This is a genomic window from Nostocoides jenkinsii Ben 74 (genome assembly GCF_001046875.1).
In the GTDB taxonomy this organism is placed as follows: Bacteria; Actinomycetota; Actinomycetes; order Actinomycetales; family Dermatophilaceae; genus Nostocoides_A; species Nostocoides_A jenkinsii.
Window position 1 is genome coordinate 266,271 of sequence record NZ_HF571038.1, and the last position, 13,804, is coordinate 280,074.

At 69.0% G+C, this 13,804-nt stretch carries 10 protein-coding genes; 9 read left to right on the forward strand and 1 reads right to left on the reverse strand.

The window, feature by feature from the left end; translation table 11 throughout:
* The 8 genes from BN13_RS01250 to BN13_RS01285 all read left to right on the forward strand — a co-directional run.
* Window positions 1-825 (forward strand): SIS domain-containing protein (locus BN13_RS01250; protein ID WP_053079683.1); only part of this gene is annotated, 825 nt, incomplete at its 5' end.
* 176 nt (window positions 826-1,001) lie between these two features.
* Window positions 1,002-2,450: an adenosylhomocysteinase gene (gene ahcY / locus BN13_RS01255; protein WP_048543777.1), complete on the forward strand. Its 1,449-nt coding sequence runs from the start codon at window positions 1,002-1,004 to the stop codon at window positions 2,448-2,450.
* Window positions 2,451-2,599: 149 nt separating this feature from the next.
* Window positions 2,600-3,277: an MtrAB system response regulator MtrA gene (mtrA, locus tag BN13_RS01260; protein ID WP_048543779.1), complete on the forward strand. Its 678-nt coding sequence runs from the start codon at window positions 2,600-2,602 to the stop codon at window positions 3,275-3,277.
* 2 nt (window positions 3,278-3,279) lie between these two features.
* Entirely contained in the window at window positions 3,280-4,965 is a 1,686-nt protein-coding gene (mtrB, locus tag BN13_RS01265; protein ID WP_084733488.1) for an MtrAB system histidine kinase MtrB, read from the forward strand.
* Window positions 4,966-4,997: 32 nt separating this feature from the next.
* Window positions 4,998-6,779, forward strand: a complete 1,782-nt coding sequence (locus tag BN13_RS01270) for a GerMN domain-containing protein (protein WP_048543780.1) — start codon at window positions 4,998-5,000, stop codon at window positions 6,777-6,779.
* Between the two features lie 282 nt (window positions 6,780-7,061).
* Window positions 7,062-7,658, forward strand: coding sequence for a ComF family protein (locus tag BN13_RS01275; protein WP_053079684.1), 597 nt, complete (start codon window positions 7,062-7,064; stop codon window positions 7,656-7,658).
* 144 nt (window positions 7,659-7,802) lie between these two features.
* Window positions 7,803-8,441, forward strand: coding sequence for a ribosome hibernation-promoting factor, HPF/YfiA family (hpf, locus tag BN13_RS01280; protein ID WP_048543783.1), 639 nt, complete (start codon window positions 7,803-7,805; stop codon window positions 8,439-8,441).
* Window positions 8,442-8,476: 35 nt separating this feature from the next.
* The gene (locus BN13_RS01285) at window positions 8,477-9,622 is read left to right on the forward strand and encodes a winged helix-turn-helix domain-containing protein (RefSeq protein WP_235433896.1); all 1,146 of its coding nucleotides are present in this window, start codon (window positions 8,477-8,479) and stop codon (window positions 9,620-9,622) included.
* On the opposite strand, the gene BN13_RS01290 is transcribed toward BN13_RS01285, so the two are convergent.
* The gene (locus tag BN13_RS01290; protein WP_084733491.1) at window positions 9,612-10,769 is read right to left on the reverse strand and encodes a GNAT family N-acetyltransferase; all 1,158 of its coding nucleotides are present in this window, start codon (window positions 10,767-10,769) and stop codon (window positions 9,612-9,614) included. The genes BN13_RS01285 and BN13_RS01290 overlap by 11 nt on opposite strands.
* Window positions 10,770-10,930: 161 nt before the next feature.
* Here BN13_RS01290 and secA point away from each other — a divergent pair, with 161 nt between their 5' ends.
* The gene (gene secA, locus BN13_RS01295) at window positions 10,931-13,762 is read left to right on the forward strand and encodes a preprotein translocase subunit SecA (RefSeq protein ID WP_048543788.1); all 2,832 of its coding nucleotides are present in this window, start codon (window positions 10,931-10,933) and stop codon (window positions 13,760-13,762) included.
* The last annotated feature ends 42 nt before the right edge of the window (window positions 13,763-13,804 follow it).

Genomic DNA, 13,804 nt, shown 5'->3' on the forward strand with positions numbered 1-13,804 from the left:
GTCGGCCTAGCCGCCGAGGCGGGCCGACGGGGCGCGACGGTCGTCGGCGTCGGCGCGCCGCTCTCCCCGCTCGCTGATGTCGTCGCGCGGGCACGAGGACGGTTCGTGCCCGTGGGGGACCTCGGTGCGGGGTCGCGCGCACGATCCTGGTCGTTGCTGGTCCCGGCGCTGCTCACCCTGGAAGGCCACGGCATCCTGCCCGACGTCGCCGACCGGCTCGACGACGTCGCGAACCGGCTCGACGACATCGCCGCCGCTGCCCGGCCGAGTTCGGAAGCCTTCGTCAACCCCGCCAAACTCTTGGCTGCCGATCTCGCCGGCACGATCCCGCTCGTCCTCGGCGACGGCCCCTTGACCGGTGTAGCCGCCCGGCGCGCGGGGACGATGTTGACGCGCACGGCCCGCACCCCCGCCCTGACCGGCCAGCTTCCCGACTGCGCGGCCGCCTTGCTTGCGTGCCTGGACGGACCGTTCGCCGCGTCGTCGACGGCCCCCGACGGCGGGCGCGACATCTTCGCCGACCCCGATGAGTCCGCCGAACTCGCCTTGGTGCTGCTGCGTGATGTCGTCGACGAGTCGCCCACGGACGCGGCCGTCCGGCGGCACAACCTGGCCCAGTCGGTCCAGGAACTCGCGACCGGCCGGGGGACCCGCGTGCATGAGGTCAATCCCGCCGCGGGTTCTCCCCTCGTGCGCCTCGCGGAACTCATCGCTCGGGTCGACTTCGCCGCGGCATACCTCGCGATCGGGATGGGGCTGGACCCGCTCCGCTCGCCGGCCGTCCGCGCCCTGCGCGACCACTCCCAGTCTGCCCCGGGCACCTGACCGGCCGCCCGAGACCGGGCGCCTGACCGGCCCCCATCCAGCAGCGACCCTGCGCCTTCGTCAGGTCCGGACATCCCGGGATTGGCTTTAGAATGAAGGCCCGGCGTGGGTGATGTCCCGCGCGCCGAGAACGGCGGCGCCGGCCACCTCCACTCGATACCCAAGGATTCTTTGCCATGCCTTTCGACTTCAAGGTGGCCGACCTCAGCCTCGCCGAGGCCGGCCGTCACCAGATCCGCCTCGCCGAGCACGAGATGCCCGGCCTCATGGCTCTGCGCGAGGAGTATGCCGCGGCGCAGCCCCTCGCCGGTGCCCGCATCGCCGGCTCGCTCCACATGACCGTGCAGACGGCCGTGCTCATCGAGACCCTCGTCGCGCTCGGCGCTCAGGTCCGCTGGGCAAGCTGCAATATCTTCTCCACGCAGGACGAGGCGGCGGCTGCCGTCGTCGTCGGTCCGCGCGGCACGGTGGATGAGCCCGCCGGCGTCCCCGTCTTCGCCTGGAAGGGCGAGAGCCTCCCCGACTATTGGGAGTGCACCGACGCGATCCTCACCTGGCCGGGCGAGGGCCCCAACATGATCCTTGATGACGGTGGCGACGCCACGATGCTCGTCCACAAGGGCAAGGAGTGGGAGGCCGCCGGGCAGGTCCCGCCCACCACCGAGGGCGACTCCGAGGAGTTCTCCGTCTTCAAGGCCCTCGTACGCCGGACCCTGGCCGCGGACCCGCAGAAGTGGACCACCGTCGCCGCCGGCATCAAGGGCGTCACCGAAGAGACCACGACCGGCGTGCACCGGCTCTATCAACTCGCCGAGGCCCGCGAGTTGCTGTTCCCGGCGATCAACGTCAACGACTCGGTGACCAAGTCCAAGTTCGACAACAAGTACGGCTGCCGCCACTCCCTCGTCGACGGGCTCAACCGCGCCACGGACGTCCTCATCGGCGGCAAGGTCGCGGTCGTCGCCGGATATGGCGACGTCGGCAAGGGTTGCGCGGAGTCGCTGCGCGGCCAGGGGGCCCGCGTCGTCGTCACCGAGATCGACCCGATCTGCGCGCTGCAGGCGGCGATGGAGGGCTACCAGGTCACCACCATGGACCAGGCCGCAGAGTTCGGCGACATCTTCGTCACCGCAACCGGCTGCTTCGATGTCATCACCGCCGAGCACATGGCCCGGATGAAGAACAAGGCGATCGTGGCCAATATCGGTCACTTCGACAACGAGATCGACATGGCCGGTCTGGCCGCGACCGCAGGCGTCACCAAGACCGAGATCAAGCCGCAGGTTCACGAGTGGACCTATGCCGACGGGCGCTCGATCATCGTGCTGTCCGAGGGGCGTCTGATGAACCTCGGCAACGCGACCGGGCACCCGAGCTTCGTGATGTCCAACTCGTTCTCCAACCAGACCATCGCGCAGATCGAGCTGTTCGCGCACCCGGAGGCCTATGTCGACGTCGACGGCCACCCGAGCGTGACCACCTTGCCGAAGCACCTTGATGAGAAGGTCGCCCGGCTGCACCTCGACCCGCTCGGCGTCGAACTGACCGAACTCCGCAAGGACCAGGCCGAGTACCTCGGCGTCGACGTGGCCGGCCCCTACAAGCCGGAGCACTACCGCTACTGATCCCGCGCTACCAGACCCCGGTCGCCTGATCGGCGTGAACCTGGCGCCCCTCGCTGCCGCCTCCGGTGTGCCAGCGAGGGGCGGCCGGTCTCGTATGTGAAGATTGGCCCGGTTGGGCCCCCGGGTGGGGGTGGGAAGGGAGCCGTCAAGTGAAGTCTCGCGTCCTCATCGTCGATGACGATCTCGCCTTGGCCGAGATGCTCGGCATCGTCATGCGGTCGGAGGGTCTCGACGTCGTCCACGTCGCCGACGGCGCGTCGGCGCTCGCCGCCTTCCGCGAGGCCAAGCCCGATCTCGTCCTCCTCGATGTGATGCTCCCCGGGCTCGACGGGATTCAGGTATGCCGCCGTATCCGCGCCGAATCCGGCGTTCCCATCGTGATGCTCACCGCTCGAACCGACACCGTTGATGTCGTGGTCGGCTTGGAGTCGGGCGCGGACGACTATGTGGTGAAGCCGTTCAAACCGGCCGAGCTGGTGGCTCGCGTGCGCGCGCGCCTGCGGCGCATCGACGAGGCCGAGCCGGAGAAGCTCGAGATCGGTGACCTGACGATCGACGTCGCCGGTCATACGGTCAAACGGGGCGAGCACGCGATCGCGTTGACGCCATTGGAGTTCGACCTCTTGCTCGCGCTGGCGCGCAAACCGTGGATGGTCTACACGCGGGAAGTTCTCTTGGAGCAGGTCTGGGGATACCGCCACGCGGGTGACACCCGCCTGGTCAACGTCCACGTCCAGCGGCTGCGGTCCAAGATCGAGCACGACGCCGAGAACCCACAGATCGTCGTGACGGTCCGCGGGGTGGGCTACAAGGCCGGTCCGGCCTGAGGATGCCGGACGACCGGCCCACTCCGCGGCGGCGGCTCCACCCCCTGCGGTGGCTCACCGGACTGTGGCGCAACTCGCTGCAGCGCCGGGTCGTCCTGACGACGGTCGCCTGCGGCTTGCTCGCGATCTCCGTCGTCGGGACCTATATCTATCAACAGATCGCCGACGGCCTGACCTCCGATCGGATCAAGAGCGCGGAGGTCGAGGCGCGCTCGCTGCTGACCGATGCGACCACGGGGTTCGAGAACAACTCGACCCAGGGGCTGGAGGAACTCAACAACTTCTCCCGGATCCAGATCCAGAAGCTGGCGCCACCGCCACCCGACCTGACCCGATTCGTGGTCTTCACCCCGGCCCTGACCAACCGCAGCGCCTCGCGGCTCTCCACGGTGGTCACGGGTGGTTTAACGGACTCCCCGGTGCCGCGGGACCTGCGCGAGGCGGTCGATGCGGACCCGTCGCGGCAACGCACCGCCGTCATCTCCTTCGATCGCAGCGCGCTGTTGACCGACTCCGCACAGGACGCCTCCGGCTCCTCGACCGTGCCGGCCGTTGTTGTCGGCGCGCAAGTGGACGTCCGCACGGCGGGCGTCCACGAACTCTTCTTCATCTATCCGATGGACCGCGAGCAAAACACCCTCGCCCTCGTCCGCCGCGTGTTTTATCTCGGTCTCGGCGCCTTGCTCACCATGCTCGCGCTCATCGCCTGGCTGACCAGCCGGCAAGTGGTGCGCCCCGTGCAGCGCGCCGCCGATGTGGCCGAGCGTCTCGCCGCCGGCAATCTGAACGAGCGGATGGTGAGCACCGGCGCGGACGAGATGGCCGTGCTCGGGCGATCCTTCAACGACATGGCCGACCACCTGCAGAGTAAGATCCGCCAACTGGAAGAGCTGTCGCAAGTCCAGCAGATCTTCGTCTCCGACGTCTCCCACGAGCTGCGGACGCCCCTGACGACGATCCGGATGGCTGCCGATGTCATGCATGCCCGACGCGCCGATTTCGCTCCCGAATTGGCGCGCAGTGCCGAGCTTCTCAGCACCGAACTCGACCGCTTCGAGAACCTCTTGACCGACCTCCTGGAAATCAGCCGGTTCGACGCCAAGGCCGCCAACCTCGAGGTCGACCCGGTCGACCTCGGCGGCGTCGTTCGCCGTAGCGTCCAAGCCGTCTCCGCCCTGGCCGTCGCCAAGGGCAGCCCCGTGCGGGTGGAGACTCCCGGTGTCGACGTCATCGCCGAGATCGACGTGCGCCGGGTCGAACGCATCCTGCGCAATCTCTTGGTCAACGCCATCGAGCACGGCGAGGGCCTGCCCATCGTCGTCTCCGTCGCCGGCAACGAGACGGCCGTGGCGGTCGCCGTCCGCGACCAAGGCGTCGGCCTGCGCCCCGGGGATGCCGCCAAGGTGTTCAATCGCTTCTGGCGGGCCGATCCGGCCCGGGCCCGGACCACCGGCGGTACCGGGCTGGGGCTGGCGATTTCCTTGGAGGATGCCCGCCTGCATCACGGCTGGCTGGAGGCGTGGGGCCGCCCCGGGCAGGGCACGGTCTTCCGACTGACCCTCCCGCGGGCACCAGGAGGTTTCATCGAATCCTCCCCGCTGCACCTCATCCCGGCGGCTGGCGCCCATACCGAATCGGACGTCACCACCAAGCTCCGGCCGGTCAAGCGGGATCGGACCCAGCCATGATGTCGGGGCCACTAATGATGTCGGGGCCAGCCATGATGTCGGTGCTGCGCCGCCTCGGGGCGCGCCTCGGCATACTCCTGGTGGTTCTGTCCGTGAGCGGCTGCCTCGGGATTCGCGCCGACGAGTCGGTGCGGGTGGGCCTGAACGTCGACGAGCCCAGCCCGGACCCGGCCTACAACGTCCCGGCGGGACCCACCCCCGGCGCGGCGCCGGACACGATCATCCGGGACTTCCTGCGCGCCGAGGAGGTCACCGCCGAACGCCTGGCCGTGGCCCAGTCGTTCTTGACGACCCGGATGGTCGCGGAGTGGGAGCCCGGAATCTCGACGGAGGTCATCGACTCCGCGGACTCCGTGGTCATCTCCTATCGCGGTGACGGCTGGTATGACGTGAAGGCCAACCTCGTCGCTCGCATCGACGCCGCCGGTCGGGCCGTGACAGTGACGCCGGGCAGTCGGGCGTCGACCTCGATGCGGCTGGAGCGGGTCGACGGTCAGTGGCGGATCGGTCAGGCCGACGCAGACTTCGGGCGCTGGGTGCGCCGCGGCAACCTCCAACAGGTCCTGCGTCCCCAGCGGATCTACTACCCGGCCGCTAACGGTCGAACCCTGATCCCCGACGTGCGCTGGCTGCCGGTCACCCGGCTGGCCACCGGACTCACCCGCGCGCTGATCGGCCCGCCGCCGGCCTATCTCGAGGGTGCGGTGCGCACGGGGTTGGGCTCGGCACGGCTGAGCGTCGACGCCGTCCCAGTGGATGGCAGCGTCGCGACTGTCCCGTTGATCGCCTCGGCGGCCTTCAGCGTTCTGGCCACGCGCGTCGATGCCTGGGGTCAGCTGGTGGCGACCCTGACGGAAGCCCCGAATATCTCCGCGGTCCGGGTGACCTTGGAGGAGACGCCCCTGCAAGTGCCCGGGGTGCAGCCGCCGGTGCTCGCCGCCGCCGAACTCGGGTTCCGCACGCTTGATCCGGCGCCCGGCGTCAAACCCGTTGTCCGCGTTGGTGATCGGATCCTCAGCGTCGACTTCGACACCCTTCTCGGCCCCGGAGTCGACCTAGGGACGTTGCCGTCGGCGTTCCCGCGGGTCCCGGCGACCTGGGGCCGCTTGGCGTTGTCGTTCACGGGCTCCGAACTCGCCGCGGTTGGTGACAACGGCACCGGCCTTGCCCGCTACCGCGCCGACGGAAGCATCGAGCCGGAGGGATTCGCCGACCGGCTCACCGGGCCCGCGTATGACCGTGACGGCTGGCTGTGGGTCGGTGGCCGCCCCTTCGACAAGGAAGCCCAGGCGCGGCTGTGGACGATCGACAGCAATGCCGAACCGTTCGAGGGCAGCGGCCCGGCAGCCAAGCCGATTGTCGCGTCGTGGCTTGTCGACCGGTTGCCGATCGATGTGGCCTTCCCCGTCGACGGCACCCGGATCGCGGTGGTCTCCACCGACGCCACTGGCAAGAACTCCCGTCTGGATGTGGCCGGTGTGGCCCGGGACGCCGACGGCACGCCGACCACCTTGGCGGGCAACACGATTCGCCTGGGTACCGCGCTGAGCCAGATCCGCGAGGTGGTCTGGTTGTCCCCGACGGACCTGGCCGTGCTGGCGGGACCCAAGGGCAAGGCGCAGCCGTACCTGGTCACCCTCGGCGACGTGATCACTCCCCTCGGCGGTGTCGAAGGCGCCGACCACATCACCACCGCCGGCGGGGCGCGCAATCTGGCGGTCCGGGATGTGGAGGGTCACCTGCTCGTCCGGGCCGGCGCAAGTTGGCAGCCGCTGCCTGAGGGGCTCTCCGATCTCGTGCCGCCCGGCCGCTGACCGATTCGTCCACAGGGTCCCGGTCTGCACGATTGAGGATCGTCCACAGGCGGCGCCTTGTCGGCTGGCGTGACCATGGGGGCGACGGCACGCTGGAGCGGTGGTGAGTGGCCGCGTCGGAAGCTTGGGGGGCGCATTGCGGTCCCTCACCTTGCCGGGAACGTGCGCCGCCTGCGGCGTGGGCGACGACGATGCCGTATGCCGCGCCTGCCTCGCCACGCTGGTGGGGTGCCTCTTCCGAGGCGGCCCGCAAGCGGTGGTGCCCCTGCCGGAGCCGGCGGGGTGCCGCCGACGACCGCGGCGGGGGCGTATGCCGGGGTGCTGGCTCAGGTCATTCCGGCCTACAAGGACGCCGACCGTCGCGACCTGCGATCGCTGTTGGCCTGGCTGCTGGGGCGCGCGCTGGCGAGCGCGGCCGGGTCGGTGATCGCTGATGCTGCGTCGAGGAGTTCCGGGCCGAGGAGTGACGCGCCGAGGAGTGACGCGGTGGGGGACACCCGACGGCTGGTGGTCGTGCCGATGCCGAGCGCGCGGCATACGACCAGGGCACGGGGGGATGATCCGGTCGGGGACGCCGTCGCTCAGGCGGCCGCGGAGTTGGGTCTGCTGTGCGTGCGTGCCTTGCGCCCGGTGGGTCGGCTCGCCGACCAGGCGGGCCTGGACGCCGCGGCCCGGGCAGCCAACCTGACCCGGCAACTCCGGGTCCCGCGGCGTGTGGCCGCCGGTCTCGCCGGACGGCGGATCCTCCTCGCCGACGACGTCCTTACGACGGGGGCGACGCTGGCCGAGGGAGCGCGTGCGATCCGGGCGGCGGGCGCGCATCCGGTTGCCGCGGCGGTCATCGCCGCGACCCCCCGGCGCGGCGCCATTCTTATCTAGTAGCGTCAGGTCATGGAGCCATCTGCACCGACCAGCGTTCCGTGGCGAACGCCCCGAGGCGGGGGGTGGTCGGGAACCCAGAACACGTGAAAGTCGTTCTTGAAGAAAGCGTTTCATCGGTTCCGCCGTCGAAGGAGCACCCCCATGGACATCGTCGTCACCGGCCGTCACATCCAGCTCAGCGATCGCTTCCGCGATCACGTCGCCGAACGCATGGGCAAGGTGGAGCAGTTGGCTCCCCGAACCCAGCGCATCGATGTTCTCCTCAGTCATGAGCCCAACGCCCGCCAGGCCCGCGGCTCCGAACGCGTCGAGGTCACCTGCCACGCCCGCGGACCCGTGATCCGCGCCGAGGCGTGCCACGACGACAAGTACGCCGCCTTCGAGATGGCGATGGACAAGCTGGTCGAGCGGCTGCGTCGCGCGGGAGACCGGCGCAAGGTCAGTCGTGGTCGGCGCACCCCCGAGTCCGTCGCGGCGGCAACCAGTCGCATCGCGGTGCCCGAGGCCGCCCCGGTAGCCGAGCCCGAGGCCGATGGCGAGGCTCCTCGCGACCTCTTCGGGGCCGTCGGCGACTCGCCGATCGAGGTCCGCGAGAAGGTGCACGCCACCAGCCCGATGACCTTGGGCGATGCGCTGCGTGAGATGGAACTCGTCGGGCACGACTTCTTCCTCTTCCACGACTCCGAGACCGACAAACCGAGCGTCGTCTACAAGCGCCACGGCTGGGCCTATGGCGTCATCCACCTGGACGTCGCCGAGCCGGCCGAGGTCGTCTCCTGATCCAACTGAACCGGGCCGCTGCCCGACGGATTGCGTTGGCCGCCCAAGGTTTTGGGCGGCCACGTCCCGTTGGGCCGGTCACGATCCGAGACATCCAGCGGGTCATCGACACGGTCGGCATCATCCAGATCGACAGCGTCAACGTCCTGACGCGGAGTCAGTACCTCCCCTTCTTCTCCCGCCTCGGCCCGTATGACGTGTCCCTGCTCGACCGCGCCCGTGACCGGGCGCCGCGCCGCATCGTCGAATACTGGGCGCACGAGGCGAGCCTCATCCCACCGACGACGTGGCCGCTGCTGGACTTCCGGATGCGGCGAGCCCACGCCGACGCGTGGGGCGGCATGCAGCGGGTCGCCCGCGACGCCCCCGAACTTGTCACCGCCGTCCGGGCCGAGATTGAGGCGCATGGTCCGCTCACCTCCCGCGAGACCGAGGCCGCGCTCGCGCACGACCTTCCCCGGCGGCGCGAGGAGTGGGGCTGGAACTGGTCGCTGGTCAAGAACGCGCTGGAGCACCTCTTCTGGGCCGGCGAGATCGGCTCGTCCGGCCGCACGAGCCAATTCGAGCGCCGGTATGACGCGCTCCACCGCATCTTCCCGCCCGCCTCGCGCGCGGCCGCGGTGGAGCCGGGGTTGCGTCCGGGGGAGGGCGCGGCATACGACCGGCTGGTGGAGATCGCGGCCCGCGCCCACGGAGTCGGGACCGTGCAATGTCTGCGGGACTACTTCCGGATCGCCCCGGAGCCCGCTCAGCGTGCGGTGGATTCCCTTGTTGCCCAAGGAGTTCTGCTGCCGGCCATGATCGAGGGCTGGCGGCGCCCGGCCTATCTCCACCGCGACGCCCGCCGGCCCCGACGCATCGATGCGCGGGCGCTACTCAGCCCTTTTGACTCCCTGGTCTGGACGCGCGATCGGGTGGCGGCGCTGTGGGGCTTTGACTACCGGCTGGAGATCTACGTGCCCGCGCCCCAGCGCGTGCACGGCTATTACGTCCTGCCCTTCCTGCTCGGCGAGGACCTCATCGGTCGCGTTGACCTCAAGGCTGATCGAGGCGCGGGCGCCTTGCGGATCCAACGCCTGACGTGGGAGCCCGGGCGCGGCGGCTCACAGGACCGCGCCGAACTGGACGCCGAACTAGCCCTGATGGCGGGCTGGCTCGGGCTGGATCAGCTCACGGCCTGAGCAACACCCAGTGGCGCGCGTCGTCCAGCGTTCCGTCCTCGCGCTCGCAAAAGGCCGGTTCGCGGCCCCACTCGGTGAACCCGAGGCGAGTCAACACGGCTGCACTTTTGTCGTTGTCCCCGACCGTCAGCGCCGACAGTTTGCGCAGTCCGCGCCCGCCGGTCTCGGCGAAGGCGTAGTCGACGACGAGCCGGCTCGCGATGGTCGTCGCACCTCGGCCTCGGGCCGAAGGGAATAGGGCGTAGCCCAGCTCGGCCGTCCCTGGCTCCTGTCCACCCTCAATAAGGGTGACCAGGCCCAGCGCGCGATCAGTGGCCGCGTCGGTGATGCACCACCACGTCGAGGTGCCCTGAGACATCCGCTCCTGGCGACGAAGCAGCCACTCGGCATAGTTCTCCGGCGTTTGCCGAGCACCCGGCGGCTCGAAGTGCTCCGGTGTGTCGTCGAGTTCGATCGCCTCGACATCGTCGGGGCGCCACGCGCGCAGCCGAATCCCGTCGGCCTCGAGCGTGACCGGCTCGTGCCAGGGCGCGGCCGGGCGGGTCAGGTCGTCGTCGCGGCCCACACTGGCCACCGCGCCATGGTCGGCTTGCGCACTGGGGTCCGGCGGCTGCAGGCGAGCCGGGAGGGTCGCGTGAAAGGTGAAACCGCAGGCCCACGCGACTCGCCACGAGGCGAAGTTGCCGCGGCTGGCCCACCAGTAGAGGCGTTGCCCGCCGAGGTCGTTGAAGAAGCGGGCGGCGACGAGCCGGAGCGCGGCCGCCATCGACCCGCGCCCGCGACCGTCCGGGTGCAGGCCGAAGCCGACCTCGGCCATCCCGGACTTGCCCGCGCGCAGGTCGATAGTGCCGAGGAAGCGCTGCTGCGGGTCTGCGGCATCGGTGATGGCCCAGTACTCATAGCCCTCGCCGGCGTTCCAGCCGTCCTCGATGTGCTTGAGAAACCACTCCGCCTCAGCTGGTCCATAGGGTCGCGGCACGGTCGTCCAGCGCAGCGTGTCCACGTCCTGACACTGCTCGACGATCCGCTCGGCGTCCTCGCGCCGGTGCGCTCGCAGGCGCACCACGCCGTCGGTGAGCTCAGGAACGCAGTCGGGGAACGGCATACATCCGATCTTTGCGTATGCCGCGCCGTCCCCGCCGCGCATTTACTCACCACTGCTACGGCCTGGGTGTTCGCCGCGGCTACCGCCGCCCGTGGTTGCCGCGTCTGGACGGGAACCCGGGCGAGGGGTGTGCGCGTTGGGGCCGAAGGTGGAGCCTCGATTACGCTAGGCAGGTTCCAGGGGTCGACTTCAGGAGTGTTCGCGTGCCCAAGTTCATGGAGAAGCTGCTCCGCGCCGGTGAGGGCCGGGTGGTCAAGCGGCTGGAGAACATCGCCGCGCAGGTCAACGCCATCGAGGAAGACTTCGAAAAGCTCACCGATGAGGAGTTGCGCGCCGAGACCGACAAGTTCCGCGAGCGCCTCGCGGCGGGGGAGACGCTCGAACAGATCCTCCCGGAGGCCTTCGCGGCCGTGCGAGAGGCGTCCAAGCGGACCCTGGGCAAGCGGCACTTCGATGTCCAGATCATGGGTGGCGCCGCGCTCCACCAAGGCAATGTCGCCGAGATGAAGACAGGTGAGGGCAAGACGCTCGTCGCGACCCTGCCGTCATACCTCAATGCCTTGACCGGCAAGGGCGTTCACGTCGTCACGGTCAACGACTACCTCGCGAGCTATCAGGCCGAGCTGATGGGCCGCGTCCACCGCGCCCTCGGCCTGGAGACCGGTTGCATCCTGTCCTCGATGACCCCCGAGGAGCGGCGCGTCGAGTACGCCAAGGACATCACCTATGGCACCAACAATGAGTTCGGCTTCGACTATCTGCGCGACAACATGGCGTGGTCGACCGACGAACTCGTCCAGCGCGGCCACAACTTCGCCATCGTCGACGAGGTCGACTCGATCCTCATCGACGAGGCCCGGACCCCGCTGATCATCTCCGGCCCGGCCGACCAGCCGACCAAGTGGTACACCGAGTTCGCCAAGATGGTCACGCGCCTGCACCGGGGCGAGTTCGAGTCCGGGCGCGGCGACTACGAGGTCGATGAGAAAAAGAAGACCGTCGGCGTGCTGGAGTCCGGCATCGACAAGGTCGAGGACTACCTCGGCATCGACAACCTCTACGAGGCCGTCAACACCCCGCTCATCGGCTACCTCAACAACGCCATCAAGGCCAAGGAACTGTTCACGCGCGACAAGGACTATGTCGTGATGAACGGCGAGGTCATGATCGTCGACGAGCACACGGGCCGCATCCTGGCCGGCCGTCGCTACAACGACGGCATGCACCAGGCCATCGAGGCGAAGGAGGGCGTGGAGATCAAGAACGAGAACCAGACCCTCGCCACGATCACCCTCCAGAACTACTTCCGCATGTACGACACCCTCTCCGGCATGACCGGCACGGCGCAGACCGAGGCCGCCGAGTTGCACTCGATCTACAAGCTCGGTGTCGTCCCCATTCCGACCAACCGGCCGATGATCCGCAAGGACCAGGCCGACCTCGTCTACCGGACCGAAGAGGCGAAGTATGCCGCGGTGGTCGACGACATCGAGAACCGCCACATGCAGGGTCAGCCGGTGCTGGTCGGCACAGTCAGCGTGGAGAAGAGCGAGTACCTCTCCGACCAGTTGGAGGCTCGCGGCATCCCGCACCAGGTGCTCAACGCCAAGCAGCACGAGCACGAGGCGAGCATCGTCGCCGAGGCCGGCCGCAAAGGCGCCGTCACCGTGGCAACGAATATGGCCGGTCGAGGCACCGACATCATGCTCGGCGGCAACCCCGAGTTCATGGCGGTCGCGCAACTGAAGGCTCGCGGGCTCGACCCGGAGGCGACCCCGGAGGAATACGAAGCCGCCTGGGACGAAGCCCTCGCCGCCGCGGAGAAGCAGGTCGAGGCCGAGCACGCCGAGGTGACGGCACTGGGTGGGCTGTATGTCCTTGGCACCGAGCGGCACGAGTCGCGGCGCATCGACAACCAGCTGCGTGGTCGGTCCGGTCGACAGGGTGACCCGGGGGAGTCCCGCTTCTATCTCTCGTTGCAGGACAACCTCATGCGGCTGTTCAATGCGGGCTTCGTCGACAAGGTCATGACCTCGGCGCGACTCGACGACAACACCCCCATCGAAGGCAAGTTGCTGTCCCGGTCCATCGAGAGCGCCCAGAGCCAGATCGAAGGCCAGAACTACGAGATCCGCAAGAACGTCCTGAAGTACGACGACGTCCTGAACCGCCAGCGCGAGGTGGTGTATGACGAGCGCCGGGCCGTGCTCGAAGGCCAGGATCTCGAGGAGCAAGTGCGCGAGTTCATGACCAATGTCGTCGAGGGCTATGTGGTCTCGGAGACGGCCGAAGGCTTCGCCGAGAACTGGGACACCGACCGGCTGTGGACCGCGCTCAAGGCGCTCTATCCGGTTGGAGTGACTTGGGAGGAGATCGAGGAGTCCGCCGGTGGCGTGTCCCGGGTCACCTCCGAGTCCCTGCGCACCGAACTCCTCTCGGACGTCCACCACGCCTACGACGAGCGTGTGGAGGCCCTCACGCCTGGCATCGCCCGCGAGTTGGAGCGCCGGGTCATTCTGTCGGTGCTGGACCGGAAGTGGCGCGAGCACCTCTACGAGATGGACTACCTCAAGGAGGGCATCGGCCTGCGGGCGATGGCCCAGCGCGACCCGCTCGTGGAGTACCAGCGCGAGGGCTACAACCTGTTCGAGGCGATGAATGACGCCATCAAGGAAGAGGTCGTCGGCTTCCTGTTCAACACCGAAGTCCAGGTCACCCCGCGCCAACCCGAGCCTCTGCAGCCGGTCGCGATCGGCGAGATGCTGCGCGGACTGTCCGAGGACGAGGCCGCCCCTGCACCGGCGGCGGCGCCGGTGGCCGAGCCAGTCGTCACGGCGAAGGGCCTCGACGATCGGCCGTCACACGGTCGGCTCCACTATTCGGCGCCGAGCGAGGATGGCGAGGTGGAGGAGCGCGACGAAGACCTCACGGTCAAGCCGCTCACTGCCGACCAACTCGCGATGGCCCGTCGCAACGAGCCGTGTCCGTGCCTGTCGGGCAAGAAATACAAAATGTGCCACGGCAAGAACGCCTGATCACGTAGGCCGGGAACGGGTGCCGGGGCTAGGTCGCCGGCG

Excerpts from the sequence above, each read along its gene's own strand:
- hpf (WP_048543783.1), top strand. The coding sequence starts at position 7,803 with ATGGACATCGTCGTCACCGGCCGTCACATCCAGCTCAGCGATCGCTTC.
- BN13_RS01270 (WP_048543780.1), top strand. The coding sequence starts at position 4,998 with ATGATGTCGGTGCTGCGCCGCCTCGGGGCGCGCCTCGGCATACTCCTG.
- BN13_RS01290 (WP_084733491.1), bottom strand. The coding sequence starts at position 10,769 with ATGCGCGGCGGGGACGGCGCGGCATACGCAAAGATCGGATGTATGCCG.
- mtrB (WP_084733488.1), top strand. The coding sequence starts at position 3,280 with ATGCCGGACGACCGGCCCACTCCGCGGCGGCGGCTCCACCCCCTGCGG.
- ahcY (WP_048543777.1), top strand. The coding sequence starts at position 1,002 with ATGCCTTTCGACTTCAAGGTGGCCGACCTCAGCCTCGCCGAGGCCGGC.